This window comes from Microbulbifer weihaiensis, assembly GCF_048323715.1.
In the GTDB taxonomy this organism is placed as follows: Bacteria; Pseudomonadota; Gammaproteobacteria; order Pseudomonadales; family Cellvibrionaceae; genus Microbulbifer.
In genome coordinates this window covers 382,417-407,528 of sequence record NZ_JBLWFL010000001.1, presented here as the reverse complement: position 1 = coordinate 407,528, position 25,112 = coordinate 382,417, and the positions used below count along the sequence as shown (strand labels likewise).

Here is a 25,112-nt window from a genome sequence, read left to right as displayed (position 1 = left end):
GAGAGTCACACCGCTTAAAGCAGTGTTTCAATACCATTGTCTATCCAGGTAATCACATAAGCGTTATTTTCTTCTGCCAGGGTACCGTATACGGTGCCGTCTTTGGTAATTACACCAGTAACGGTCTCGCCATCAGCAGCCAGCTCGAGACTGAACTCAGCACCCTTGCCGTCGGACAGAATGATGGTGTTGCTGCCTTCGCCACTGAAGGGATATTCAACCCGCAGGCTGTCAGTACCCCAGGCCAGGCTCAGAACCACTTCCGCCACTTCATAGCCAGTGCGCTTCGCTACCAGCTCGACATCCATCGCCGGAAGGTTTGCGGACAGGTTACCATGGGCGCTTACACGGAAGGTGGCTTTCAGGTAACGGTTTTCAGCGTCGAAGTTGATGTCGGATTCAACCAGCTCCGACGCAATGGTGCCACTGGTACCGGCCAGAATGGATTTGCCAACATAGTCCGGCCACCACTCGCTCGGGCCAGCGCGGTACCAACCTTCACCAGCTACGCCAGCGTACAGGCCGTCCAGCAGATAACTGTATTCCGCGGTGAACGCAACGCGCAGATCCTGCACAACATTGCTTTGTTCCGGGCTTACCCAGATGTAGCAACTGTTGGATGCCCAGTCCCAGTAGCCGTTGTAAGACGCACTCTCACACTCCAGCTGGGTCAGATCGGAGCGAACGTCGTTGAGTCCCCAGAAGTAGTAATCCTGCTGCACCGGGCAGCTGGCATCCCCAACAACTTCGTTACAGGAAGCGCTGATAAAGAACTCACTGTAGTACTCATCGTATACCACTTCGGTGAGCGCATAAGTCGCAACCGCGTAGTTGTTTCCCTCACCGATCTTAACGGTCACGGTGTTATCCGCGGCGTTATAGCTGTAGCTGGTCAGGTCATCGCGTTCGAAGCCCTCCAGCACGTACAGGAAGTCATCGGCGTTATCGATGGTTACCACCACGGAAGCTTCCAGGGATTTCGCCGTGGCCAGCTCCTCAAACACCCCGGAAAGTGCGAGCTTCTCCGGCAGTAGAGCGTGCGCGGATTTGTCGTTCATCGCCGGGTCGAAGGAGTTGTACATCGCCTCCGATTTTTCACCGGTGATCTCCACTGAGCCGTTAAAGCGGTAGGTGGCATTAAAAATTTCTGCATCCAGGTTGAGCGCAAGGTTTTCAATCTGCGGTTCGCCCAGTGGATCTTCACCCTCGCCGGTACCCACATTGATGTCGATCAATTGCTCAGACAGCTCAAGAGAGAAACCTGAACCTTCATTGATCTTGAAGCTGCTGTCACCCAGGGTTGCCATACCACGGATAGCAAGCACGTGTGTACCCGCCTCAACGTATAGGCGTTCTTCGCCTTCGAATACCTTGGACTGGATCTCGGGCATGCCGATGGTCAGGTCAATTGCCACCTGGTCTTCAGTGGTGGTCGCGTTGCCGTCTGCATCAAACAGGGCATCGGTCACGCTCCAGGCTTGGCCTGTATGAGTGACAGTGCCAGCCGCGAACTTGGCCACATACACAGCCTTTTCAGCTTCGTAATCAGCCCGGCACTGCGCCTGGTATTCCGTTGCCATCCATTCGCAATGCTCGGCCTCACCATAGGCGGCCGCTGCGGCGTCAGCCAGGCTTGTGAATACTTGTTCACCCGCAATGTCACGGAAGATCTGCTCTGCCAGCAGGCCCGCCACTTCAGCGATAGCGCCGATGTTTTCGCGGTTGTCATCTGACAGGATCTGCGCTGCGCTATCCATCTGTACAACCAGGTTGTCCTGGTTATAGCCTTCAGAAGTCTCGTCCAGTTCGGATTTGATCGCTTCCAGGGCCTCAACCGACACCTTGCGCGCGGTGGCTACCAGCGCCTTGGCTTGCTCAAGATTGCTGGTCAGGTCACCGATCACTTCTACATCGGGTGTACAGATCCCATTCGCACAATTTTCTACAATCGCGTCGCCTGTTGCCTTTATCGCACCCGCAGCCGCATCGGCTACCCCGGCCAGTTCGCTGTTACCTTCACTGGTCGCGGTGGCGACACTGTCGATTGCTGCGTTCACGTTTTCCAGCAGCGCGGCATCCACGGTGTTGGCAGCGAAGCCCGCACTCAGGCTTTCCAGCTGCGCTGCAACGTCACCGCCTTCCGCAGCCGCTTCGATTGCGGCGTTGATCAGCGCGAAGCGCAGATCCTGCTCACCAGCAGATGTCGCGCTGGTGAGGTCTACCGGAGCTACGGTACTCGGATCAGCGTCCAGGCCAAAAGTATCCTTAACAAAGGCATTGGCTGCGCTGATCGACGCCTGATCCAGAGTCGTGCCCGCTTTTTCTGCAACCAGAGTAGTCAATGCGGTAATGCTGGAAGTAATTGAGGTCGCGGACTCTTCGACGAACACCACGGAGCTCAGTGTGTAGTCGAGAGCGTACTGTTCAGAGAAAGTAATGACGCCATCGGCATTACTGTCCTGATCATTCTCACCGGCGGTACGGCACTTTGCAGTGTCACAGGTTACCAGTGCGATGTCGCTTTCAGGTGCACTCAGCTCCAGACGAATGGCACCGGTATAACCGTCGAGTTCGATGGAGTAAGAACCATCTTCTGCAGTAACTGCGCTGCCGAGCACTACGCCAGTATCGCTCTTCGCAACCACCTGTGCACCGGAGATAATCCCCTTCGCTGCAGTACCACCTACCGGTACCGGGCTGGCCGTGCCGGTACCACCATTGTTGTTACCGCCGCTGTTGCCGCCATCTGTATCCGGCGAACTGCTACCGCCACCACCGCCACAGGCGGTGAGCGCCGTGACCGCCATGGCCAAAGCAAGCTTCTTATACATTCTTGTATTCCCCAATTCTTTTAACTTGAGTGTCTTCCTGATACGTCTCCGCTCGAGCCCCAACACCCGAGTTGAAACGCAAGATTCCGTAAATGGCACCTAACAATTACCCCAGCAAACGCCATTTTGAGAACTGCGTCACAATTAAAACGCGAGGCGCGGATGATGCCGGCTGCGGCACAGCGCCTCAATAGCCCTTTTGGGTCATTTTGCGCCAAGCAAAGAAAACCCGCCCGAACGAGCACAAATTTTCGAACGAATGAAAGTGTATGAGAGCGGGTAAATCTCAAATGGATCAAAAGGCCTAATAATTATGTCGGCCGGAGAGCAGCGAACTTAATGGCAGAATCCGTAGAAAAAGCCTGCTATTTCACCTAAACCTGTTCGCCACTACCATTTATATATCTGTGCCCTCGACGAGTGAGAAACTGCTCACACAAGTAAAGCCTGGTATAAAACCCCGATAAAAACCGCCAAATTAAAATAAGAGAAAGACCGTCTATTGGCCATTTCAGACAGCGGTTACAACGAACCAAATGACGCGGCGATGACAGCAGCACCGCGCGTTGCCGATACGCCAATGTCTGGTGGCGGCTTCCGTGTTGACTCTAACGGCTTTGATATCCATTACACGCCTGGTGAAAAGCGCATCGGCGGGCTGCAGAACTATCGCAAAGCGATCTCAACGAAATCCGGAGGTTATACCCCGACGCCAGGGTTTCAGAAACTGGCCCAACGTTAAAGTGGCCCGCCGATGTGGATAAAGATGGTCTGACGGTTCAGGCACACAAACCGAAGCGCTATACGAGCGTTGCGTGAAAACGCGGAACACGCCATGATCGCGCCTCCAAAATTTATGCTCTCACGGAGGACAACTCATGAGCAGAAGGCTTATTTCCAGCGGATCGGAGTTTGAAACCAAGATCGGCTATTCCCGAGCAGTGGTCGATGGCGATTATGTCTTCGTATCCGGCACCACCGGCTACAACTACGCCACTAGCTCCATCAGCAGCGATGCCGCCGAACAGGCCGACCAGTGCTTTGCGAATATTGAACAGGCCCTGAAAGAAGCCGGCTCTTCCATCGCGGAGATTGTCCGGGTGACCTATATCCTGCCCAACCGCGACGACTTCCAGCCCTGCTGGCCGGTGCTGCAGAAATGGTTGGGCGAAGTACGCCCGGCAGCCACCGTGTTCGAAGCCCGCCTGCTGGACGATGCCATGAAGATCGAGATCCAGGTAACTGCGAAGGTTGCCGGCTAATCGGTCAGAAATCGCCCTGTGTTCTGGCGGAAAAAGCTTGACGCCAGAACCCTGCTGCCGGTAAAAACGCGCATCTCAACTTGTGTGTGTTTTAACCGGTGGCATGGGTTTCTTTTGACGTTTTCAGAACGCTCGGTTTCGCAGATACACTGCAATTAAAGCCCGAAGAGGTCTTCAAGTACAAAGCGGAAATTGCCGAGGCGGAATGGGTTCTGTTCCCCGAATACTGGCAGCTTAACGCCCTTACCTACAGCCTCGGCGCTCGCGTTTTTCCCAGTGAATCGAGCTATCGCCTGGGCCACAACAAGATCGAAATGACCCGGGCCTTCGAGCTGGTTGCCCCGTCCAATACTCCCTGTACCCGGATCCTGGCCAACACCCCGGAAAATGCGGCCACCCTGTGGGATCAAATGGATCACCCCTTTGTCGCCAAGCTGCCCAAGGCTGCCCGGGGCTGTGGTGTCTGGCTGATTGAAGACCGGGAAGACTGGAAAGCCTACCTCGAAAAGACAGACGTGCTCTACGTACAGGAGTGGCTGCCCATCGACCGCGACATCCGCATTGTGATTGTGGGTGATCAGGTGGTAACCGCTTACTGGCGCCTGCAGTCCGCGCAGGGGTTTTACAACAACGTCTCCAAGGGCGGCAGCGTGGATCACAGCCCGGTACCACAGGCGGCCATCGAGCTGGCCCTGCACCTGGCGCGCACCCTGGATATCAACCACGCCGGCTGGGATATTGCGATGGTCGGCGAGCACCCCTATGTGATTGAGTTCAATCGCCTTTTCGGCAACCAGGGGATACAGGGAGGCGCTGCCCGCTTGCAGGATGCGATCCTGCAGTACCTCCACAACAGTTCAGTTCCCACCGGCCCGAATTACCCGACACGGCCGCAGACACCGGGTCGCCGACGACTGAAACAGGTGGCCTGAATAGGAAAGGGGCGATGGTATCGCCCCTTTTTTGTCTCGACTAATCTTCCCGTAAAGCTTTGTGGAGTTTCACCGCTGAAGCCTGCTTTTTCCGCAAACGGATATTGAGCATTTCCACCGCGACCGAAAATGCCATGGCGAAATAGATATAGCCTTTGGGCACATGCACGTCGAACCCTTCAATAATCAGGGTAACGCCCACCAGTATCAGGAAGGAAAGTGCCAGCATCTTGATGGTCGGGTGACGGTCGACGAAGTCCCCGATGGGCCTGGCGGCGAACAGCATGACGGCAACCGCGAGGATGATTGCGATGGCCATGATGGAGACATGGTCCACCAGCCCGACCGCGGTTATCACCGAGTCGAGGGAGAATACGATATCCAGAATCGCGATTTGCACCAGCACCATACCAAAGCTGGCCGCGGCTGCGCTGCCGGCACTGCCGTCAACGCCCTCAAGACTGTTGTGGATTTCATGCGTTGCCTTGGCCAAAAGGAACAGGCCACCGCCGATCAATATCACATCACGTCCGGAAATTTCTTCGCCCAATACCGTAAACCATGGTTCGGTGAGCCCCATGATCCAGGCAATCGAAAACAGTAATCCCAGACGGGTAATCATCGCCAGCGCCAGACCGATCAGGCGCGCCGGCTCTCGCTGATGGTCCGGCAGACGCCCCACCAGAATGGAAATGAAGATGATATTGTCGATACCTAGGACAATTTCCAGAGCCGCCAGGGTAGCCAGTGCCACCCATGCTTCCGGGCTCGCGATCCATTCAAACATGCGCTTTCCCCACCAAGATGTAATCGAGTTTATTTTCGCAGGATATGACAAACGGCCACTGCCGGCAGGGCAGGGGCTGTTTGGGAAATAGGAGGAAAACAGTTTATGCGCTTTGCTGCAGCCAGGCCAAGGCTTCTGCCGGTTCGTCAAACAAGCGGGCTTCACCGCCAATAAACCAGCTGCCGATCTTCGCCGCGGCTTCCTGCCAGTATTTGCTGCCGATCATGGCAACACGGTTGAACTGGCGCCCGTGTTTGATGCCTAGCTTGAGGTCATCCCAGGCCGCCCGGATCTCCCAGCCCTCGAGCTCCCGCATATCGAACAGGACATCGACTTTTGGGTGCTCCATGCCGGCGATCGCAGACTCAAGCATGGGAACAAAGGTTTCATAGTCCTGATGTTCGAGCTTGCCGCGGGCATGCAGGGAAAGTAATACACGCTCGTCACCGGCGCGTTCGATACTGACGGAAAAGCCGTGATGAAATGTTCCCATCGGTTTTGCTCCACAGCTATCAAACTCTAAAAATCAAGCCGGAGCCTGCAGGTATAGCGTCAGCAGGCTCCGATGCACATTATCTGTGAGAAAGAATGTCGACGATCTCGTGGGTCGCGTGGACAAGACGAACCAGCTCACCTTCGATACGCACGGTGACCAGGCCATGGCGATCCACTGGCTGCACAATCACCGCGTGACTGTAGATGGAATCGTCCAACCGATGGCCCTTTTGCAGTTTTTTCTTCCAGCCCGGGGGCAGCTCGCCGCCGCGATCTACCTTCTTCTGCAAACCCGGCGGAAGATCGCCGGACTTATCCGGCTTGGCGACCGCCACGGCCGCGCCGGTGGTCATGGCGGCCATCAGTAGTGTTGCTATCAGGGGGTGTTTCATAAATTCACCTTAATCTGCGAGGTAATATTCAATAGTGGAGACCACCCGCACTTTCTTGATATGCGGATTATTCTTGTCGCGGTCGCCGATGCTGAACTGTCCCTGTGATGCGCGGCGAATCTTGCCCAACCGGCTGCCGGAGTCCCCGGCAAATTTCTCTGCCACAAAGCGCGCCTGCTTGGTGGCCTCTTCGACCATCAGCGGCTTCACTTCGTTCAAACGGGTAAAGATATATTCCGGCTGTGCCTGATAGTTACCCTGGGAGAACACGATTCCATCGCGCCCCAGGTCTGCGAGCCCCGGCATGGCTGCCCGCACACTGTCGACCTTATCGGAATATACGGTCACCGTCTGCAAGGCGGTGTAGCGATAGGGGGAATTCTGGTTGCCGCCGTACTGCTGGGCGGATTTGTCTGTGATCGAGGGCAGCGATACCGAGATGGCTTCAGCCGCTACACCCTTCTTTTCGAGGTACTGCTGGATCTTTTCACTGCTGCCGGCGATGGTCAGGTAAAGCGCCGTGAGGTCATTATCGGCAGCGGTAAACTGGATCGGCCAGATGACGATATCCGCCGGAAATTCACGCTCGGCCAGGCCTTTTGCGGTCACCGTGCGCTCGAAGCCTTTAAAGCGCTCCACCGCTTGCAGCACAAAATATCCCAGCGCGGCGAGGCCAAGAAATATTCCCAATCCCAGGATCAGGGAGGGCACGCGGTTTTGGCTTTCTGTCATTTGAGGCCTCCTCATGGCACTGCAGGCGGCAGAGCCAGCTTGCCCATCATCTTAGTCGGGATTCAGCGACGAGCGATGGTCACTCATCACAGAATTCAGCTTCACATGTTGGCAATCACGTTAATTACCGGGGTGGGGATACCGCAACAGCCGGTCTCACGCATGCTCCGCGTCAATTATGCCGGGCCACAAAAAAGGGCCGCACAGGCGGCCCAAAGGAGTCAAAATCAAATCCGGATTTAGCTGATATCAATCCAGGTGGACTTCAGCTCACAGTATTTGTCCAGTGCGTGCAGGGACTTGTCGCGGCCGTTGCCGGACTGCTTGAACCCGCCAAACGGTACGGTGATGTCACCGCCGAAGTAGTTGTTTACCCAGACGGAACCGGCGCGGATATCACGAGCCATGCGGTGAGCGCGGCTGATATCTTTGGTCCATACGCCAGACGCAAGGCCGTAGATGGAGTCGTTGGCAATCTTCAGCGCCTCTTCCTCGGTCTCGAACTCGATCACCGACAGCACCGGGCCGAAGATTTCCTCTCGGGCGATTGTCATATCGCCACTGACGCTTTTGAAAATGGTCGGCTCGTAATAGTGCCCACCTTCCACCGCAGCCGCGGGTTTGCCGCCGCACACCAGTTGTGCGCCCTGCTCCAGGCCCTTGGCAACGTAAAACTCCACGGTATCGAACTGGCTCTGGTCGATCAGCGCACCCATCACCGTGTTCGGGTCTTGCGGATGACCAGGCATAAAACGCTCGGAGGCTTTCTTCACTTTTTCGATGAAGGTATCAGCAATGCCTTTTTCCACCAGCAGGCGGGTTCCTGCGGTACAGGTTTCCCCCTGGTTGTAGAACACGGCCAGTGCTGCCGCTTCCGCCGCCTTGTCCAGGTCCGCGTCGGCAAACACGATATTCGGGCTCTTGCCGCCGAGTTCGAGGAAAGTGCGCTTGAGGTTTGACTGGCCGGAGTATTCGGTGAGGGTCTTGCCCACCTCAGTGGAACCGGTGAAGGTCAGGCCGTCGATATCCATGTGCAGGCCGAGGGCTTTGCCCAGGCTGCTGCCCGGCCCCGGAAGCACATTCAGCACGCCATCGGGGAGGCCGGCCTCTTTCGCCAGCCCCGCCAGTTTGATCGCCGTCAGCGGGGTATTCGATGCCGGCTTCAGGATCACGCTGTTGCCGGTTGCCAATGCCGGGCCCAGTTTCCACGCGGTGGTGGAGAGCGGGAAGTTCCAGGGCACGATGGCGGCAACCACCCCCAGTGGCATGCGGGTGATCAGGCCGATCTCGGTCGGGCCAGTGGGGGCAATTTCGTCATAAATCTTGTCGATCGCCTCGGCGTTCCAACGGATGGTGGTCACCGCGCTGGGTACATCGACGTTCATGGTATCGCTGATTGGCTTGCCCGCATCGAGGCTCTCCAGCAGGGCGATTTCAACCCTGTTCTGCTCGATCAGCTCGGCGAAACGCACGAGGATTTTCTTGCGCTGCATCGGCGGCATGTGCGACCACACGCCGGATTCAAAGGTGTCGCGGGCCACTTTCACCGCGCGCTCGGCATCGGCCGGGCCACAGCTGGCGATCTGCGCCAGCTCTTTGCCATCGGCGGGGTTGATGCTCGGGCGGGTTTCACCGGAGAGCGCATCGACATATTCGCCGTTGATAAATGCGCGTCCCTCGATGTTCAGCTCGGCGGCCAGCGCCTGCCACTCCTGCAGGGTTTGCGGGGTCTTATTCTGTTCTGCCATGGCACACCTCGATTTTTGGTAGAAGACGGTTAAAACTGAAGAATTATTCAGTTTATACCTAAAATGTGATCACAAATCAAAGAGCCCGGCATCATACCGTGAAATTTGTGCTCAGACAGCCTCGAAAGTACCGGTTTCCAGGTTCTTGCGCGCACCGGGCATCTCGAACACCCGGTTGTGGAAAGCGATATAGAAGCCGGGATCCATCAGCCGCGCGGCCAGCAGGGCTTCAGTGACGTTCTGGCGGGCGTCGGAATCGATAAAGCCCATGGGCTTCATGGCGCCGGTGAACACCACCGCGACTTTCGGCGTCCCCATCTGCTTGTAGCAGTACTCGGCAGTGACCGACATGGTATCGGTGCCGTGCAGCACCACGATCGGATCACCTTCCTCGGCTGTGCGGGCAATGGCGCTGCAGATCTGCATGCGGTCGCTGTCGTCCATCTCCAGCGAGTCCTTGTTGAGGACACTTTCCAGTTCCAGATGGGTGTAGGGCAGGCGCAGGCTGGCAATCAGGCCATCGCGAATGATGGAGGCGCGGTTCTTCAACGTGCCTTCAGCTTCGCAGTAGCTCTTTTCAATGGTGCCACCGGTAGTGAGGATTCGGATGGTGGCCTTCTGGTTGAGATCTGTCATCGCTTTTCCCGCTGAATGAGTACAAATGTGCGCATCTTAGTGGTGGTTTTGGAATGGGACAATCTTAGTTTCCACTGGTGATGGCCCCACCAGGCCGCCGCAACCACCCCAGTCAAATTTAGCTGGGGACACGCGCGAGGGCTATTTATAATTGCCGCCCGAAATCAGCCCAAGAGGCAACAAAACGGCTCCATTTCACGGGCCCGGCCAGGAGTTTCATGTCTTCCGCACCCCCCCAATCCCTGTCCCGGCAAGAAGCCGCATTCATCGCCTTGCGCAATACCCTGCATGACTACTACCCGCTCAGCGATGCTACCTGGAGCGCCTATCGCGCGATCTGCACCTGGCGCCAGATTAAAAAAGGCACAGAACTCTACGCTGCGGGGGAAACACCCCGATCATTTGCGTACGTTCATCAGGGCCTGTTGCGGGTGTACGTAATCGATGAAAAAGGCGCGCAGTACAACAAGAACTTTTTCCCCGAGGGGCGCTTCCCCGGCTCGATGACGGCACTGCTGCGCGGTGAACCGTCGCTTTACACCATCGATGCGCTGGAAGACTCCGCCATCATCGAAATTGACCACGCTGGATACCGCCGCCTGCTTCAGGAACATGAAGACCTGAAGCTGTACCACATCCACTATCTTGAGCGGCACTGGCTGATGCACAAGGAGCCCCGGGAAGTCTCCCTGGTACAGGAAGGGGCCAGTGTGCGCTATCAACGCTTTCTGCAGGACTTCCCAAACCTGGCCCAGCGTCTGCCGCAGTACCACATTGCCTCCCATCTGGGGATAACACCCACACAACTTAGCCGGATACGAAAAAACCTGCTGATCGATCAACCTATGTAAATGCCTGCGGCAACCCGCCCCCCTAGACTGCACCGCGTTCCAGGGAATTACTCTTTTCCCTCATCAAGTGCCAGATTCAGGAGAGAGCGATGCAAGTATTATCCGCGTTGCAATGGCGTTACGCCGTGCGCCGATTTAGTGAAGAGCGCCTGCCGGCGGGCGATATCGAAACCCTTGTCGACGCCACCCGGCTGAGCGCCTCGGCCTATGGTTTGCAGCCCTATCGGCTGATCCAGGTGGACTCCCGGGAAGTGCGCAAAAGCCTGCTTCCCCACGCCATGGGACAGGACAAGATCCTGCACTGCTCGCACCTGCTGGTATTTGCCGCCGAAACCGATCTGGGTGAACACACGGTTGACCGCTATATGGCCCTGCTCGGCAGCGCACGCGCCCTATCACAAGAAGCCCACGCGGGCATGTCCAACCATATGAAAACCGTGATCGCCGGCATGACGCCGGCCCAGCGCACGGGCTGGGCGCGGGAACAGGTTTTCATTGCCCTGGGAACACTGCTCACAGCGGCGGCCAGCATGGGGATCGACAGCTGCCCGATGACCGGGTTCGCGTCACACGGATTCGACCAGGTTTTGGGGCTGATCGAGCAGGGGCTCACGGCAACCGCCGTGTGCGCCCTGGGACGCCGTCACCCGGACGATGATCATGCGGGACTCGCAAAAGTACGCCTGGCGGCGAGCGATTTCGCCCAGGTTGTCTAGCATGATGGCCCTCGCAGCCCTGGCATTGCTGGCCGGCGCAGCAATTGCGGTACAGGCCAGCATCAATGCACAGCTCGGCGTCCTGCTGCGCAGCTCCCTGCTCGGCACCGCGGTCGCATTTGCAGTCAGCTGCCTGGTCTCGGTGCTCGCCATCGCGGTCTCCGTGCGCCAGTACCCCACGCTCGCCGCCATCCAGGCTGTGCCCTGGTATCTGTGGTTCGGGGGCCTGCTGAGTGCCTTTGGGGTGGGATTGTTCTACTTCCTGATCCCACGCATGGGGGTTGGCAGCATGATGTCGTTTGCCCTGACCGGGCAGATTCTGGTGGCCGTGATCTCCAGCCACTTCGGCTGGTTCGACCTGCCCGCCAAGCCGATTTCCCTCCTGCGGGGAACGGGCGTCGCGGCACTGATGGCCGGCATAGTACTGATTAACTGGGAATGAAATACCCGGAGCAACCATGGAACGCGTAATGACACAGGACGAAGCGGACAAGTTCAGCAATAACTCTCTCCGCGATGATGCGCTGGATAAGGCCAACATTGAAAACCTCACCGCGCTGTGGCGCGCCGCGGGCGCACAGCGCCTGTTTGGCGCCGAAACAGTGGACGTATATGCCTGCCATCGCTGGCCCAACCGCCACTGGTTTGGAAGCAATGGGGTTCTTCCTGAAAGTGAGGCCCTGCAGAACATCCTGAAGCGCTTTGGGCCGGCGGCGATGGTGCCGGTGTGGGGTGAGAATAGGCACTTGGAATCGGCACTGCGTGAGTCCGGGTTTGAACCCTGCCTCGAGCAACTGGCGATGCACCTGGAACTGGCAACCCGGGCGCCAGTGGGCCTCGACAACTGCCTGGCGCTGCGCCCGGTACAGTCTGCAATCGACATTGATATCTGGGTAAGGGTGTGCGGAGAGGCCTTCGGCTATGCACTCGATGTGCCGGTGATCTCCGGCCTGATGGCCCGCGCGGACGCCTCCCTGTGGCTGGCAGAACGCGACGGCAAGCCGGTGGGCACCGCCCTGCTGTTCCGCACCGGTGAGGTGATGGGGATCCACCAGGTCGGTGTGCCCGATACCTTCCGCGGCCAGGGTATCGCACGTGCGCTGATGCAGGCCCTGCTGAACCACTGCCAGCAATCCGGTGCGCGCTATGTCACCCTGCAGGCATCGAAAATGGGCGAGGGCCTGTACCGGCAACTCGGGTTTGAACCCCGCTTTCCAATATCCAGTTACCGCCGCCCCTGACTCCGGGTGCGGCGGGTATCCGATGGTACCGATCAATCAAGCGGCCGCCATCGGTCATCACCTGCAGCAGGCATGGCCGGCCAACGGGATCTCAGGTCACCGAGGTTTCCACCCGCAGCCAGTCCTCCTCCAGCCCCATCGCTATCCGGTCGCCCACCAGCAACTCGCCCACGCCCGCGGGCGTACCAGTGAGAACGACATCGCCGGGCATCAGGGTAAAATAGCCGCTGATGTAAGCCACCAGATCCAGGATCGGCGTCAGCATGTGGTTGGTCTTGCCCCGCTGACGGATCTCGCCATTGAGCCACAGGGTATAGGTGAGCTCGTCCCAGTTGGGCAGCCAGTCCAACTTCACGAAAGGCGACAAGGGGCAGGCGCCGTCGAAGCCCTTGGCCTTTTCCCACGGCTGGCCCTGCTTTTTGAGGTCCGCCTGCAACTCCCGCAGGGTCAGATCCAGCGCCAGCCCAAGGCCGGCAATTGCCGGCGGAACCTCTGCAGGGTTCACACCCGTGAGGCGCTCACCGATAAGCAGTGCCAGCTCGCCCTCGAAATGGCAGCTGCCCCGCCCCCGTGGCAAGTGGATAGGTTCACTCATGGGGACTGCAGAAGTGGCCGGTTTGATGAACAACAACGGCTCTTCGGGAATGGGGTTGTTCAGCTCTTCCGCATGGGCAGCGTAGTTGCGCCCGACACACACTATTTTGCCCAACGGCAGGTCGACAGGAGAATTACAGGTAAATTGATGCTTATACATAACCAAATTCGATAGCTAGGATAGACATTGCGTATAAAGCTTTGGAAAACCCTTGTGGTATGATGCGGCCCTCGCCGGGATCCCCGGCGAGCTCCAACTGACTTTCGCCCTTTTTCGCTAATATGCCGCGATGTCCCCGTTATTGGTAATGTCATCGCGCACGGCCAAGAGATTCGATATGGCTCCGCCCAGTGCTTTCCCAAAAGAGTCTTTGCAGAAAGACAAAATCCGTATTCTGTTGCTGGAAGGCGTACACCAGTCCGCTGTAGACCTGCTGACTTCCCGCGGTTACACCAACGTGGAATATATCAAGACCGCGCTGCCGGAAGATCAGCTGATCGAGAAGATCGCCGATGCCCACTTTATCGGGATCCGCTCCCGCACCCAACTGACCCGCAAGGTATTGGAAAACGCGCCCAAGCTGATCGCCGTGGGCTGCTTCTGCATCGGCACCAACCAGGTAGACCTGAAAGCCGCAACCGATCTCGGTATCGCGGTGTTCAATGCACCTTACTCGAATACCCGTAGCGTAGCTGAACTGGTGATCGCCGAAGCGATCATGCTGCTGCGCGGCATTCCCGAAAAGAACATGGTCTGCCATCGCGGTGGCTGGCAGAAATCCGCAGTGGGCTCCTACGAGGCCCGCGGCAAGACCCTCGGCCTGGTAGGCTACGGCGCTATCGGCTCGCAGGTTTCCGTGCTGGCTGAAGGCATCGGCATGCGCGTGATTTTCTTCGACGTAGTCACCAAGCTGCCGCTGGGCAACGCCACCCAGGTGAACTCCCTCGACGAATTGCTGGCCCTGTCTGACGTGGTTTCCCTGCACGTGCCGGAACTGCCCTCCACCAAGTGGATGATCGGCGCCGAGCAGATTGCCAAGATGAAGAAGGGCTCCATCCTGATCAACGCTTCCCGCGGCACAGTTGTGGAAATCGAGCCGCTGGCGGAAGCACTTAAGAGCGGCCACCTGGCGGCGACTGCAATCGATGTATTCCCGGTGGAACCACGCGGCAATGACGACGAGTTCGTATCGCCACTGCGCGGCCTCGACAATGCCCTGCTGACGCCGCATGTCGGAGGCTCCACGGTAGAAGCCCAGGAAAACATCGGCGTGGAAGTGTCCGACAAGCTGGCGCTTTATTCCGACAACGGCACCACCACCAGCTCCGTGAACTTCCCGGAAGTTGCCCTGCCCGGCCACTCCGGCACACACCGCCTGCTGCACATCCACAAGAATGTGCCCGGTGTGCTGGGCGCGATCAACCAGGTGTTCTCGGAAAACGGCATCAATATCTCCGCCCAGTACCTGCAAACCAACGAAACCGTGGGTTACGTGGTAATCGACGTGGATGCGGAGTACTCGGATCTGGCGCTGGAGAAGCTCAAGAACATTCCCGGCACCCTGCGCTGCCGCGTACTGTTTTAAGCCCCCTTCCTGACAGGCGCGCCGTGCGTCTGTTAGACTCTGCCAAACCCGGACGGCTACCCGCCGCCCGGGTTTCTTTTTCTTTTCTTCCTGACTGACCGGCTCGCTTCCGCATCCCGCAGTGCAGTTTCCGCTGTGCGCAGAGCCAAGGGTTGTTTCACGTGCAAAACCAGAATTCCGACTCCGCCGCGGCAGGCCTGCTGGCCGGCATTGGTGCCTTTCTCATCTGGGGGCTGGCGCCACTGTATTTCAATTTGCTCGACGGCATTTCCGCCCCGGAAATCCTGAGTCACCGCAGCGTCTGGTCATTCATCCTCGCCGTGGTGCTGCTGGTACTGCTTGGCAAGCTGAAAGACTTCCGGGAGACCCTGGCTTCGCGCAAGAAAATGACCACGCTGCTGTTGTCCACATTGCTGATCGGTACCAACTGGCTGGTGTTTATCTGGGCAATCACCAACCAGCACATTCTGGATGCCAGCCTCGGCTACTACATCAACCCCCTGATCAGTGTGCTGCTCGGCGTGCTGTTTCTGGGCGAGCGACTGCGCCCACTGCAATGGCTGGCCGTGGCGCTGGCGGCTGTCGGGATCGGCTACGAATTGTGGCAGTTTGGACGTGTGCCGCTGATTGCCCTGTTCCTGGCTTTGACCTTTGGCTTCTATGGTCTGGTGCGCAAGCGCGCCCCGGTCGACAGTCTGACCGGCCTCGCCGTGGAAACCCTGTATATGCTGCCCATCGCCATCGGCTTCCTGTTGTGGACGGACAGCCCATCCAGCAATCTGCTCACCAACTCCTGGCAGCTGAACAGCCTGCTGCTGTTTGCGGGCCCCATCACCCTGACACCACTGCTGCTGTTCAATATCGCCGCGCGCCGCCTGAACCTGTCTACCGTGGGCTTCCTGCAGTACCTCGGCCCAACCCTGATGCTGCTGCTGGCGACCTTCGTCTATGGGGAACCCTTGAGCGAGAGCAAGCTGGTCACCTTCGCCATCGTGTGGTTTGCACTGCTGCTTTATTCGATTGATGCGCTGGTACAGCGGCAGAAGCGCCGCCAGTTGAGGAAGACCGCGCTGTGAGTGAACCGCCTTACTCTGCGAGCCAGTCGTCCAGAGCCTGGATGATCTGTTTCCGGTAAGGCTGGGTTTCATTGATCATCTGGTGGCGGGCGCCACGTACGATGACTCTCTTGCTGTTGGGAAAGCGGTCGCGGATAGCGCGCATGTTATAGCGCCAGTCGACCGTGCCATCGTCGGTGCCCTGCACCACCAGAATCCGCTTGGAGTTGCGTGCGGTCTTGGGAAAAGATTTCAGCCAGTCCACCATAGCCCCCAGCCAGCGAATCGACATCACCGGGGACTGTAGCGGGTCGCGATGTGCCTGGCGGCGGGCAAATTCCGCATCGTGGGTATTGATGTTGAACCCGCGGTTGGGATGCGGCATCAGGTAGCGCCCGAGGTAATACATCCACTTGCGCAGGTGCCAGCGCGCGGGACGCACCAGCGGGGCCAGAAGCATGATCTTGTCGAATGGCTGCCAATAGCTGTACTGCAGATAGCCGAGCAAGGCGGCCCCACCGGTACTCTGGCCCATGCCGTGCCAGGGTTCCGGCATTTTCCCCTGCGCCCGGCGCAGTATCGTCTCCAGGGATTCCCGATACTGCAGGAAGGTATCGATGGCCACCGGCTCGCCACTGGAGAGACCGTGCCCCGGGAAATCGAAAATAACCACGTTATAGCCCCGCTCCAAGCCGAAGCGGATGGCGGCACCGTATATCCCGGTGTGGTCAAAATAGCCGTGGCAGATAAACAGGGTGCCCTTGGGGGCATCCACCAGCCAGTATTGCGCAACAAGCTCAAAGCCTGCCGCCTTGAAGGTTCCGATGCCCGTCGCGCTCGCCTCGGCAAAGTTCAGCCGGTAAAAATTGCGGTAGGAAACCACCGATTCCGGCAGCGGCTGGTCGCAGGCAAAGTCCAGCTCCGGCAGTTTCTGGCGCAGCGCGGAATAATCCGGCCGGCGGATCACCGGGCTGGGCTCGACAACGTTGAAATCTTGCAGCAGGTCCATGACCCAATGGTACTGCATTTCGCGCCGATGTGGTTATGGGCACGAGTGTTGTGGGGAAGGTGGCCTTGAGGTGGCAGGCGGTCGCCCGGCCTGCCAACTGGCAGGATCAGTTGAACAGTTCCAGCAAGCGACGGCCTGGCTCGGGCTCACGCATAAACGCTTCGCCAACCAGGAAAGTATCCACATTGTGGCCACGCATTGCGGCAACATCGTCGGTGGTGTGAATGCCACTCTCGGTCACGACAATGCGGTCGTCCGGAATCAGATCCAGCAATTTGAAGGTGGTTTCCAGCTGCACTTCAAACGTATGCAGGTTGCGGTTGTTGATTCCGATCAGGCGATTCGGCAACTGCAGCGCGCGCTCAAGCTCCACGCGGTCATGCACCTCCACCAGCACGTCCATACCCAGCTCGATTGCCAGGTCATTGAGCTCTTTCAGCTTCGCGTCATCCAGGCAGGCCGCGATCAACAGGATGCAGTCGGCACCAATCGCACGGGCCTCGTAGACCTGGTAGGGGTCGACGATAAAATCCTTGCGGATGACTGGCAGACGCACGGCGTTGCGGGCCTGCTGCAGGTATTCATCGGCGCCCTGGAAAAAGTCCACATCGGTCAATACGGATAGACAGGCTGCGCCGCCTTTTTCGTAGCTGGTGGCAATCTCGGCCGGGATGAAATCTTCGCGGATCACCCCCTTGCTCGGCGATGCCTTTTTGATCTCTGCGATCACGGCGGCCTCACCAGCGTTGCGCTTGGCTTCGATCGCGCCCACAAATCCACGACACGGCGGCTGCTGCAGGGCGCGCTGCTGGATCTCATCCAGGGAAACCTGTTGTTTGCGTTCGGCAATTTCCTGCCACTTGCGTTCAACGATGGTTTTCAGAATCGTTGGCGTATCCATTACTTCACTCTTTGAATGCGCTGGTAAATGCGGCCAGCTCGTTTATTTTTTCTCCGGCGAGGCCAGTGTAGATGGCATCCTGGGCCATGCTCACCCCCTCCTGGGGGCTCGCGGCAACGCCACTCACATAGATCGCCATGCCGGCATTGAGGGCAATAATATCAGCTGCCTTGTTACCGGCGGGGGTTTCGCGCTTGCCGAGGGCATCGCGGATCAGCGCCAGTGACGCTTCCGAGCCATCGACACACAGGCCATCGAGGTTCTGGCGCTCAATGCCGAAATCTTCCGGGCTCAGTGTAATCTTTTTAAGCTCGCCATTTTTCAGTTCCCAGCCACGGGTATCGGCGGCAAGGCTGATTTCATCCAGGCCGTCGTCGCTGTGCAACACCATCACATGCTCTGAGCCCAGGCTCTGCAGTACCTCCGCGAGCATGCGGCAATAGTGCGGGTCATAGACCCCGATCACCTGGCGTTTGACACCGGCGGGGTTGGTAAGCGGACCGAGGAGATTGAAGATGGTGCGCAAGCCCAGCGCCTTGCGCGGGCCGATCGCGTGGCGCATGGCGCTGTGGTAACTGGGAGCAAACATGAAACCCACCCCCACGCCGTCAATACAGCGGGCCACCTGCTCCGGGGAAAGCGGCAGATAGATTCCGGCCTTTTCCAGCAGATCCGCGGCACCGGACGCGGAGGAAACCGAGCGGTTGCCGTGCTTGGCAACCCGCGCCCCGGCGGCGGCGGCGACAAAGCTCGATGCACTGGAGACATTAAACAGGTTGGCACCGTCACCACCGGTTCCGACAATATCCACAGCATTGGTCAGGTCGATGGATACCTTGGTGGCCAGCTCGCGCATGACCTCGACGGCACCGGTGATTTCCTCCACCGTCTCGCCGCCCATCCGCAGGGCAACCAGGAAAGCACCGATCTGTGCATCTTCCGCGTCCCCCTGCATGATCTGCCCCATGGCATCACGCATTTCCGCTCTGGTGAGGTGGTCGCCATCCACCAGTTTGGCAATGGCCTGCTGGATATTCATTGTTCTACTCCCCTTCCCTTTGAATTAGCCCCGGGGGTGCAAAGGAACCGGACTTCGACGCACAGGCGCTGGTACCGGTATCCGTTTGCGAGACCTTCGAAAACAGGGATGTTTTCGAAGAGCCCCCAGGGATGGGTTCACGGCGTGTCTCGCAAACGGATACCGGTAGCAGCGCCGCCACCGGCCATCGTCGAGACGCCGAACCTCAAGACTCCAGAAAATTCCTCAGCATATCGTGCCCGTGCTGGGTCAGGATCGACTCGGGATGGAACTGCACCCCTTCGATCGGCAGCTCACGGTGACGCAGTCCCATGATCTCGTCAATCTCGCCGTCTTCCGTTTCTGTCCACGCGGTAACTTCCAGACACTCCGGCAGGCTGCCCTTCTCCACCACCAGCGAGTGGTAACGGGTAGCCTCAAACGGGTTCGACAGACCCTTGAACACACCAACGTTGCTGTGCACGATCGGTGACGTCTTGCCGTGCATGACCTGCCCGGCACGCACCACCCGACCACCAAATACCTGGCCGATACTCTGGTGCCCAAGGCAGATTCCGAGTATCGGAACCTTGCCGGCAAAGGTGCGAATGGCCTCCATGGAGATGCCCGCCTCATTGGGTGTACACGGGCCGGGAGAGATCACGATCTTCTCCGGGTTCAGCCGCTCGATGTCCGCCACGCTGATCTCATCGTTGCGCTTGACCACGACCTCGGCACCCAGCTCCGCCAGGTACTGCACCACATTCCAGGTGAAGGAGTCGTAGTTGTCGATCATCAGGATCATGATCTGGTTCCTTTTTCATTCCCGTCCGACAGTTCTAATTCATTCCCCAACCGCTTCTGCAGGCGGGCCAGGGATTCCTGGGTCGCGCGCAGCTCGCGCAGGATTTCAGTCTGGCTGGGCGGCATGCTCAGCTCATCCAGGCGGCGCAGCTTGGCTTCTTCCAGGTTGTTCAGCACCACACCGATAAACAGGTTGATCATCACAAACGCCCCCATCACCACAAAGCTGATGAAGTACAGCCAGGCATACGGCATGGTCTCCATTGCCGTGTACATGATATCGGTCCAGTCCTCGAAGGTAACAATCCGGAACAGGCTCAGCAGTGCAATCGGCAGGCTGCGCCAGTGGGTCGGATCGATTTCGTGGAACAGGAAGTACCCCGCCACCGCGTAAATGTAAAAAATGATGCCCATCAGCAGGCTGATATGGAACATGCTCGGCAGACTGCGCAGCAGTGTATCCACCAGCAGGCGCAACTCCGGAAAGGCCGATACAAGACGCAGCACCCGCAATACCCGCACCAGGCGGGCCAGGGTGGCCATCGGGCCAGCCGCCGGGATCAGGCTCAGCACAATGATGCTGAAGTCAAAGCAGTTCCAGCCGTTGGCGAAATAGCGCCACGGGCGACTGCCGTGGGCGGCGATCTTGACCAACGCCTCGACCATGAATGCAACCAGGATCAGCTGGTTCACCCCGTACAACAGGCCGCTGTAACGCTCCAGTATCCAGCTGGAGGTTTCCATGCCTACCGCCACGGCGTTGATCAGGATCAGGCCTATGATGACCTGACTGAACAGCGGCGCCTCGGCCAGACGGCGACAAGTTTCGGCCAAAGTATTTTTCTGCGGTACAGAAAGTTCGCTCATCGGTACTACTTCTTCCAATGGTTGCGCGCTCAACGCGTTATTGCCCGTTTGCAATGGCCACCGCGCGGAACAGCGCACGGGCCTTGTTCATGGTTTCATCCCACTCGGATTGTGGGTCTGAATCTGCCACCAGGCCGGCGCCGGCCTGGACGTAAACCTTTTGGTCTTTGATCACCGCTGTGCGAATGGCGATTGCGGTGTCCATATTGCCGTTCCACGCCAGGTAACCCACAGCACCGCCGTAGATACCGCGTTTCTCCGGCTCCAGCTCGTCGATGATTTCCATCGCACGGATTTTCGGTGCCCCGGATAAGGTGCCCGCGGGGTGGGCAGCGCGCAGCGCGTCGATTCCGGTCAGTCCGGGCTTAATCTTGCCGGTGACATTGGAAACGATATGCATCACGTGGGAGTAACGCTCCACCACCATCTTGTCGGTCACCTGTACAGTACCGGTCTGCGCCACACGACCAACATCGTTGCGCCCCAGGTCGATCAGCATCAGGTGCTCAGCGATTTCTTTGGGATCTGCCAGCAGTTCTTGCTCCAGCGCCAGGTCCTGCTCCTCGGTCGCGCCCCGGCGGCGGGTGCCGGCAATTGGGCGCACGGTCATATCGCCGTCTTCCAGGTGTACCAGAATCTCCGGACTGGAGCCCACTACCTGATGGTCACCCAGGTCGAGGAAATACATATAGGGCGAAGGGTTGAGACTGCGCAGGGCGCGGTACAGGTTCAGCGGCGGCGCGGTATAGGGCGCAGACAGACGCTGGGATGGAACCACCTGCATCACATCGCCGGCGAGGATGTACTCTTTCACCGTGTGCACGCCCTGCTTGAAGGCATCTTCGCCGAAATGGGAGGTAAACGTTTCTTCCGCGGTGTGATCGCCATCAATGCCGAGCGGATCCACTGCAGTCAGCGGCTGTGACAGCTGACCGACCAGTTCGTCCAGGCGGCGCTGGGCCTGGGCGTAGGCATCTTCCTGCGCAGGATCCGCGTGCACAATAAAGATCACGGCCCCGGCGAGGTTGTCGAACACTACCAGCTCGTCACTGACCATCAACAGGATATCCGGGTTGCCGAGAGTATCCGGCGGGCAGCTGTTCGCCAGCCTGGGCTCGATATAGCGCACGCAATCGTAGCCAAAGTAACCCACCAGGCCACCGTTAAAACGTGGCAGCCCCGGCAGTTCCGGCACCTTGTAGCGGCCCTGAAACGTCTCAACGAAGGCCAGCGGATCCTCGACGGTGCTCTGCTCGACGATTTTACCATCGCGCTCGATGGTCACCTCGTGACCGGATACCTTGAGGATGGTGCGTGCGGGCAGGCCGATAATGGAATAGCGCCCCCACTTTTCACCGCCCTGCACCGATTCCAGCAGGTAGCTGTAGCGGCCACCATCGCGGGCGGCGAGCTTCATGTAGGTGGTCAGCGGGGTTTCTATGTCGGCCAGTACGCGGCGGACCAGTGGTATGCGGTTGTATCCTGCAGACGCAAGTTGGGCGTATTCGCTGGGGGTCATGGCGACTCCGTGTCTATGCAATGCTTTGTTTTACTTTGTTTTTTCGGGGGCCGGGCCACGTCTGTGTTGTGGAATCCTACCCGCGGGAAAGGCGTCCGGGCGACCGGCATGGGTCGTCAGACTTCAGAGCGGATCAGTGGCGCCATCGCCAGCTGTTGTTGAGGTGGGCAGTGCAGTTCAATGTCAGAATCTCGCAGCGTCGAGTTGCTTCCCTGTATTCCGGCGAGCAAGTGTACAAATGTCTTGTGGGGTGGGCAAGCTCCGGCTTTCGGGGGTTCTTCAAGGCTCTTCTCGCCCACTGTGGCGCCGGAGCACCGGGTAAGGGATTTTGAAACCGCGGTGAATACGTCCCTGTACGCTGCGTCGCAAACTTCCCTGTTTGCGACGCTTTCAAAATCCCTTACCCGGCACTCCAGCTTCAATTCAGGCTCACGCCCGCCGAACCCGGATACGGAGCGCCACCCCATATTGCGCTTTAAGCCTGCGCCAATTCTGCGCGCATGGCTTTAATGATTTCAGCATAGTCATCCGCATTAAAGATCGCGGAACCGGCGACAAAACTGTCGGCACCGGCCTGGGCGATTTCCCGAATGTTGTCTTTGGTCACACCACCGTCGATTTCCAGGCGGATATCCAGGCCGGAGTCGTCGATCAGCTTGCGTGCTTCACGGAGCTTGCCCAGGGTGGCCGGGATAAACTTCTGCCCGCCGAAACCCGGGTTTACCGACATGAGCAGGATCATGTCGAGCTTGTCCATCACATACTGGGCTGCATCCAGGCTGGTGGCCGGATTGAAGACCAGACCGGCTTTGCAGCCGAGGGAGCGGATAAGCTGCAGCGAACGGTCTACGTGCTTGCTGGCTTCCGGGTGGAAGGTAATGTAGGTGGCCCCGGCGTCGGCAAACATGCGGATCATGTCATCGACCGGCTCGACCATCAGGTGCACGTCAATGGGCGCTTCCACGCCGTGATTGCGCAGCGCCTTGCACACCATCGGGCCGATAGTGAGGTTGGGCACGTAATGGTTGTCCATCACATCGAAGTGCACCCAGTCCGCGCCAGCGGCGAGCACATTGTCGACCTCTTCGCCCAGGCGGGCAAAGTCAGCAGAAAGAATGGAAGGGGCAATTTTGTAATCCGGCATCATCTCGTCCAAATATCATTGGTTTAATTGTATTGCAGGCCCGACCACCGAAAATAACGCGGTGGTGGCCACACGCACGGGCAAAGTTTCAATCCGTACGGGCGGTATTCGCGGTATCGCGCGCTTACGATTCGCCACGCAGCCGCAGCTCCAGGTTATGCAGCCGCTCTGGCGTCCCCACATCACACCAGTCACCCCCATAGACTTCCGCCTGCATCAGGTCTTCATTGTGGGTAAATACCTCACCGAGCCCGTAGCACTCGCGGGCATGCGGATAAGAGGTGAGGATTTCCGGCCGCAGCCAGCTGATGCCGGCAAAGGTGTAGCGGGGCTTGGCCGTTCCCGACAGCAAGCCGCCGTCGATGCCAAAATCCCCCTCGGGGTTATGGGGCGGATTGGGCACCATCAGCAGGCGGCCCGGGCAACCGTCAGGCAGCGGGCGATGAATCCAGTGGGTGAAGTCAAAGTCACACCAGACATCGCCGTTCACTACAAGGAAGGGCTCGCTCCCCAGCAGGGGCAGCGCCCTGGTAATACCACCGGCAGTTTCCAGCGGCTGATCTTCCACGGAGTATTGAATCTGGATTCCCCAGCGCTCGCCACTCCCCAGGTGATCCCTGATCTGCTCGCCGAGATGCGCCAGGTTGACCACCACCCGGGATACGCCAGCCGCCGCGAGGCGCTCCAGCGCATACTCGATCAACGGTTTGCCCAGTACCGGGATCAGCGGCTTGGGCGTGAAGTCGGTGAGTGGTCGCATGCGCTTGCCGAAACCAGCGGCGAGCAGCATGGCAACCGGGGCCTTATGAGTTGAGGTATTCATACGTTGCTTATTCGGGCTGTTCAGCTGCTGCCGTGGCGCGCTCTCCGGCAGTGCGGTAGTCGCGATACCAGTCCTGCTGCTCGATCAATGGCAGGATTTCGGCGCGGAACCACTGGGCGAATGGCTGCAGTTCGGGATACTTTTCGCTGACTTCCAGGGTGTATCGAATCACCAGAGGCAGATCCGGCAGGTACCCGTGTTTGCCGTCGCGCAAATACAGGCGCGGGAAGAGGCCCAGCACTTTGATATGACGCTGCAGGCCTATCCAGTCAAACCAGCGCAAAAAGGTCTCAGGTGCCACTTCCGGGATAATTCCCGCGTCGACAGCAATGGCCGCGTAGGCCAGCGCCCAGTTTTCCACCTGCTCGCGAGGCCAGCGGATATAGCAGTCGCGCAGCAGCGAAGCCAGGTCATAGGTGACCGGCCCCCAAACGGCATCCTGAAAATCCACCACGCCCGGGCGCTGCCCCTCGCTCACCATCAGGTTGCGGCTGTGGTAATCCCGGTGCACCAGTACCTGGGGCTGGGCACAGGCGCTGTCGAGCAGATGCGCAAAGGTGCGCTCGAGCAGGTGATTTTCTTCTTCGCTCAGCGCCCGCCCCAGCAGCTTGCCAATCAGCCATTCCGGCAGCAGGCGCATTTCCAAATGCAACAGCTCGCGGTCATAGGGCGGGAAAAGCCCTTCTGCGCGCGGGATCTGCTGCAGGCACAGCAGCTCATTCAACACCTCGGCATACAGCCCCGAAACGCTGTCACTATTGAGTGCCCGCAAGAGCTGGGTATCGCCGAGATCTTCCAACAGCATGTAACCACGCTCGACATCGGCGGCGATCACCAGGGGCGTGTGGATGCCGTTCCGGCGCAGGTAATCCGCCAGCGCCACAAAGCGTTTCACATTGGTTTTCTGCGGCGGCGAATCCACCGCAATCAGGCTTGGGGCCGTATCAGCGCGAAAATAGCGACGAAAGCCCGCGTCCCCGGAAAGCGGCTGAAGACTCAGGGTTTCGCGTAGCGGCGGCAAGCCAAGCTGCTCATGTCCGCCCTCAAGCGCGCGTGCGGCCCACTCGCGCAGTTGCTCGCGACGCTCATCCTGGCTTTCGTTTACACACTCAGTCATCCACCACCTGCTTTCGATTTACTGCTCTATTATTTGTTTCCCGCAGCGACAT

The 25,112-nt window shown here is 58.6% G+C and carries 26 protein-coding genes; 9 read left to right on the top strand and 17 right to left on the bottom strand.

What is annotated here, in order from left to right; all coding sequences use genetic code 11:
• Window positions 1–14: 14 nt before the first annotated feature.
• On the bottom strand, window positions 15–2,831 hold the full coding sequence (locus ACNKU7_RS01700) for a hypothetical protein (RefSeq protein ID WP_418295222.1): 2,817 nt from the start codon (window positions 2,829–2,831) through the stop codon (window positions 15–17).
• A 502-nt stretch (window positions 2,832–3,333) separates the two neighbouring features.
• Here ACNKU7_RS01700 and ACNKU7_RS01695 point away from each other — a divergent pair.
• The 3 genes from ACNKU7_RS01695 to ACNKU7_RS01685 all read left to right on the top strand — a co-directional run bounded on the left by ACNKU7_RS01695 (window position 3,334) and on the right by ACNKU7_RS01685 (window position 5,025).
• The gene (locus tag ACNKU7_RS01695) at window positions 3,334–3,573 is read left to right on the top strand and encodes a hypothetical protein (RefSeq protein ID WP_418295221.1); all 240 of its coding nucleotides are present in this window, start codon (window positions 3,334–3,336) and stop codon (window positions 3,571–3,573) included.
• Between the two features lie 136 nt (window positions 3,574–3,709).
• A complete protein-coding gene (locus ACNKU7_RS01690) occupies window positions 3,710–4,093 on the top strand; it encodes a RidA family protein (protein WP_418295220.1) in 384 nt (127 codons plus the stop codon).
• 98 nt (window positions 4,094–4,191) lie between these two features.
• Complete coding sequence (locus ACNKU7_RS01685; RefSeq protein WP_418295219.1) at window positions 4,192–5,025, top strand: ATP-grasp domain-containing protein; 834 nt, start codon at window positions 4,192–4,194, stop codon at window positions 5,023–5,025.
• A 40-nt stretch (window positions 5,026–5,065) separates the two neighbouring features.
• On the opposite strand, the gene ACNKU7_RS01680 is transcribed toward ACNKU7_RS01685, so the two are convergent.
• From ACNKU7_RS01680 to ACNKU7_RS01655, 6 genes are all read right to left on the bottom strand, one after another.
• The gene (locus ACNKU7_RS01680) at window positions 5,066–5,812 is read right to left on the bottom strand and encodes a TerC family protein (protein ID WP_418295218.1); all 747 of its coding nucleotides are present in this window, start codon (window positions 5,810–5,812) and stop codon (window positions 5,066–5,068) included.
• A 103-nt stretch (window positions 5,813–5,915) separates the two neighbouring features.
• On the bottom strand, window positions 5,916–6,305 hold the full coding sequence (locus ACNKU7_RS01675; RefSeq protein WP_418295217.1) for a SpoIIAA family protein: 390 nt from the start codon (window positions 6,303–6,305) through the stop codon (window positions 5,916–5,918).
• Window positions 6,306–6,384: 79 nt separating this feature from the next.
• Window positions 6,385–6,699, bottom strand: coding sequence for a hypothetical protein (locus ACNKU7_RS01670; RefSeq protein ID WP_418295216.1), 315 nt, complete (start codon window positions 6,697–6,699; stop codon window positions 6,385–6,387).
• A 9-nt stretch (window positions 6,700–6,708) separates the two neighbouring features.
• The gene (locus ACNKU7_RS01665) at window positions 6,709–7,431 is read right to left on the bottom strand and encodes an SIMPL domain-containing protein (protein WP_418295215.1); all 723 of its coding nucleotides are present in this window, start codon (window positions 7,429–7,431) and stop codon (window positions 6,709–6,711) included.
• A 239-nt stretch (window positions 7,432–7,670) separates the two neighbouring features.
• A complete protein-coding gene (locus tag ACNKU7_RS01660; protein WP_418295214.1) occupies window positions 7,671–9,179 on the bottom strand; it encodes an aldehyde dehydrogenase in 1,509 nt (502 codons plus the stop codon).
• Window positions 9,180–9,290: 111 nt separating this feature from the next.
• Window positions 9,291–9,815, bottom strand: coding sequence for an asparaginase domain-containing protein (locus ACNKU7_RS01655; RefSeq protein WP_418295213.1), 525 nt, complete (start codon window positions 9,813–9,815; stop codon window positions 9,291–9,293).
• Between the two features lie 218 nt (window positions 9,816–10,033).
• Here ACNKU7_RS01655 and ACNKU7_RS01650 point away from each other — a divergent pair, with 218 nt between their 5' ends.
• The 4 genes from ACNKU7_RS01650 (at window position 10,034) to ACNKU7_RS01635 (ending at window position 12,623) form a co-directional block, all read left to right on the top strand.
• Window positions 10,034–10,666 carry a Crp/Fnr family transcriptional regulator gene (locus ACNKU7_RS01650; RefSeq protein WP_418295212.1) on the top strand — a complete coding sequence of 211 codons (633 nt, stop codon included), beginning with the start codon at window positions 10,034–10,036 and terminating at the stop codon, window positions 10,664–10,666.
• An 89-nt stretch (window positions 10,667–10,755) separates the two neighbouring features.
• A complete protein-coding gene (locus tag ACNKU7_RS01645) occupies window positions 10,756–11,382 on the top strand; it encodes an NAD(P)H-dependent oxidoreductase (protein ID WP_418295211.1) in 627 nt (208 codons plus the stop codon).
• Window position 11,383: 1 nt separating this feature from the next.
• On the top strand, window positions 11,384–11,824 hold the full coding sequence (locus ACNKU7_RS01640; RefSeq protein WP_418295210.1) for a DMT family transporter: 441 nt from the start codon (window positions 11,384–11,386) through the stop codon (window positions 11,822–11,824).
• Window positions 11,825–11,840: 16 nt separating this feature from the next.
• A complete protein-coding gene (locus ACNKU7_RS01635) occupies window positions 11,841–12,623 on the top strand; it encodes a GNAT family N-acetyltransferase (protein ID WP_418295209.1) in 783 nt (260 codons plus the stop codon).
• 91 nt (window positions 12,624–12,714) lie between these two features.
• On the opposite strand, the gene ACNKU7_RS01630 is transcribed toward ACNKU7_RS01635, so the two are convergent.
• On the bottom strand, window positions 12,715–13,377 hold the full coding sequence (locus tag ACNKU7_RS01630; protein WP_418295208.1) for a fumarylacetoacetate hydrolase family protein: 663 nt from the start codon (window positions 13,375–13,377) through the stop codon (window positions 12,715–12,717).
• A gap of 178 nt (window positions 13,378–13,555) precedes the next feature.
• Between ACNKU7_RS01630 and serA the strand changes: the two genes are divergently transcribed.
• Window positions 13,556–14,803: a phosphoglycerate dehydrogenase gene (serA, locus tag ACNKU7_RS01625; protein ID WP_418295207.1), complete on the top strand. Its 1,248-nt coding sequence runs from the start codon at window positions 13,556–13,558 to the stop codon at window positions 14,801–14,803.
• Between the two features lie 161 nt (window positions 14,804–14,964).
• Window positions 14,965–15,879, top strand: a complete 915-nt coding sequence (rarD, locus tag ACNKU7_RS01620) for an EamA family transporter RarD (protein WP_418295206.1) — start codon at window positions 14,965–14,967, stop codon at window positions 15,877–15,879.
• A gap of 10 nt (window positions 15,880–15,889) precedes the next feature.
• Here rarD and ACNKU7_RS01615 read toward each other — a convergent pair whose 3' ends face one another.
• The 9 genes from ACNKU7_RS01615 to ACNKU7_RS01575 form a co-directional block, all read right to left on the bottom strand.
• Window positions 15,890–16,885, bottom strand: coding sequence for an alpha/beta hydrolase (locus ACNKU7_RS01615; RefSeq protein ID WP_418295205.1), 996 nt, complete (start codon window positions 16,883–16,885; stop codon window positions 15,890–15,892).
• A gap of 88 nt (window positions 16,886–16,973) precedes the next feature.
• A complete protein-coding gene (trpC, locus tag ACNKU7_RS01610) occupies window positions 16,974–17,768 on the bottom strand; it encodes an indole-3-glycerol phosphate synthase TrpC (protein ID WP_418295204.1) in 795 nt (264 codons plus the stop codon).
• 4 nt (window positions 17,769–17,772) lie between these two features.
• Complete coding sequence (trpD, locus tag ACNKU7_RS01605) at window positions 17,773–18,807, bottom strand: anthranilate phosphoribosyltransferase (protein ID WP_418295203.1); 1,035 nt, start codon at window positions 18,805–18,807, stop codon at window positions 17,773–17,775.
• A gap of 205 nt (window positions 18,808–19,012) precedes the next feature.
• Window positions 19,013–19,591, bottom strand: coding sequence for an anthranilate synthase component II (locus ACNKU7_RS01600; protein ID WP_418295202.1), 579 nt, complete (start codon window positions 19,589–19,591; stop codon window positions 19,013–19,015).
• A complete protein-coding gene (locus ACNKU7_RS01595; RefSeq protein WP_418295201.1) occupies window positions 19,588–20,457 on the bottom strand; it encodes an ion transporter in 870 nt (289 codons plus the stop codon). Before ACNKU7_RS01595 ends, ACNKU7_RS01600 begins: the two co-directional genes overlap by 4 nt.
• A gap of 37 nt (window positions 20,458–20,494) precedes the next feature.
• The gene (gene trpE, locus ACNKU7_RS01590) at window positions 20,495–21,976 is read right to left on the bottom strand and encodes an anthranilate synthase component I (RefSeq protein WP_418295200.1); all 1,482 of its coding nucleotides are present in this window, start codon (window positions 21,974–21,976) and stop codon (window positions 20,495–20,497) included.
• Window positions 21,977–22,451: 475 nt separating this feature from the next.
• Window positions 22,452–23,120: a ribulose-phosphate 3-epimerase gene (gene rpe, locus ACNKU7_RS01585; RefSeq protein WP_418295199.1), complete on the bottom strand. Its 669-nt coding sequence runs from the start codon at window positions 23,118–23,120 to the stop codon at window positions 22,452–22,454.
• A gap of 124 nt (window positions 23,121–23,244) precedes the next feature.
• Entirely contained in the window at window positions 23,245–23,943 is a 699-nt protein-coding gene (locus ACNKU7_RS01580) for a nucleotidyltransferase family protein (protein WP_418295198.1), read from the bottom strand.
• Between the two features lie 7 nt (window positions 23,944–23,950).
• Window positions 23,951–25,060 carry an aminoglycoside phosphotransferase family protein gene (locus ACNKU7_RS01575; RefSeq protein ID WP_418295197.1) on the bottom strand — a complete coding sequence of 370 codons (1,110 nt, stop codon included), beginning with the start codon at window positions 25,058–25,060 and terminating at the stop codon, window positions 23,951–23,953.
• Window positions 25,061–25,112 lie beyond the last annotated feature (52 nt).

Bases quoted from the DNA above. Each gene is read 5' to 3' on its own strand.
- ACNKU7_RS01700 (WP_418295222.1), bottom strand. From the start codon at position 2,831: ATGTATAAGAAGCTTGCTTTGGCCATGGCGGTCACGGCGCTCACCGCC.
- ACNKU7_RS01690 (WP_418295220.1), top strand. From the start codon at position 3,710: ATGAGCAGAAGGCTTATTTCCAGCGGATCGGAGTTTGAAACCAAGATC.
- ACNKU7_RS01680 (WP_418295218.1), bottom strand. From the start codon at position 5,812: ATGTTTGAATGGATCGCGAGCCCGGAAGCATGGGTGGCACTGGCTACC.
- ACNKU7_RS01675 (WP_418295217.1), bottom strand. From the start codon at position 6,305: ATGGGAACATTTCATCACGGCTTTTCCGTCAGTATCGAACGCGCCGGT.
- ACNKU7_RS01670 (WP_418295216.1), bottom strand. From the start codon at position 6,699: ATGAAACACCCCCTGATAGCAACACTACTGATGGCCGCCATGACCACC.
- ACNKU7_RS01665 (WP_418295215.1), bottom strand. From the start codon at position 7,431: ATGACAGAAAGCCAAAACCGCGTGCCCTCCCTGATCCTGGGATTGGGA.
- ACNKU7_RS01660 (WP_418295214.1), bottom strand. From the start codon at position 9,179: ATGGCAGAACAGAATAAGACCCCGCAAACCCTGCAGGAGTGGCAGGCG.
- ACNKU7_RS01655 (WP_418295213.1), bottom strand. From the start codon at position 9,815: ATGACAGATCTCAACCAGAAGGCCACCATCCGAATCCTCACTACCGGT.
- ACNKU7_RS01650 (WP_418295212.1), top strand. From the start codon at position 10,034: ATGTCTTCCGCACCCCCCCAATCCCTGTCCCGGCAAGAAGCCGCATTC.
- ACNKU7_RS01645 (WP_418295211.1), top strand. From the start codon at position 10,756: ATGCAAGTATTATCCGCGTTGCAATGGCGTTACGCCGTGCGCCGATTT.
- ACNKU7_RS01640 (WP_418295210.1), top strand. From the start codon at position 11,384: ATGATGGCCCTCGCAGCCCTGGCATTGCTGGCCGGCGCAGCAATTGCG.
- ACNKU7_RS01635 (WP_418295209.1), top strand. From the start codon at position 11,841: ATGGAACGCGTAATGACACAGGACGAAGCGGACAAGTTCAGCAATAAC.
- ACNKU7_RS01630 (WP_418295208.1), bottom strand. From the start codon at position 13,377: ATGTATAAGCATCAATTTACCTGTAATTCTCCTGTCGACCTGCCGTTG.
- serA (WP_418295207.1), top strand. From the start codon at position 13,556: ATGGCTCCGCCCAGTGCTTTCCCAAAAGAGTCTTTGCAGAAAGACAAA.
- ACNKU7_RS01615 (WP_418295205.1), bottom strand. From the start codon at position 16,885: ATGCAGTACCATTGGGTCATGGACCTGCTGCAAGATTTCAACGTTGTC.
- trpC (WP_418295204.1), bottom strand. From the start codon at position 17,768: ATGGATACGCCAACGATTCTGAAAACCATCGTTGAACGCAAGTGGCAG.
- trpD (WP_418295203.1), bottom strand. From the start codon at position 18,807: ATGAATATCCAGCAGGCCATTGCCAAACTGGTGGATGGCGACCACCTC.
- ACNKU7_RS01600 (WP_418295202.1), bottom strand. From the start codon at position 19,591: ATGATCCTGATGATCGACAACTACGACTCCTTCACCTGGAATGTGGTG.
- ACNKU7_RS01595 (WP_418295201.1), bottom strand. From the start codon at position 20,457: ATGAGCGAACTTTCTGTACCGCAGAAAAATACTTTGGCCGAAACTTGT.
- trpE (WP_418295200.1), bottom strand. From the start codon at position 21,976: ATGACCCCCAGCGAATACGCCCAACTTGCGTCTGCAGGATACAACCGC.
- rpe (WP_418295199.1), bottom strand. From the start codon at position 23,120: ATGCCGGATTACAAAATTGCCCCTTCCATTCTTTCTGCTGACTTTGCC.
- ACNKU7_RS01580 (WP_418295198.1), bottom strand. From the start codon at position 23,943: ATGAATACCTCAACTCATAAGGCCCCGGTTGCCATGCTGCTCGCCGCT.
- ACNKU7_RS01575 (WP_418295197.1), bottom strand. From the start codon at position 25,060: ATGACTGAGTGTGTAAACGAAAGCCAGGATGAGCGTCGCGAGCAACTG.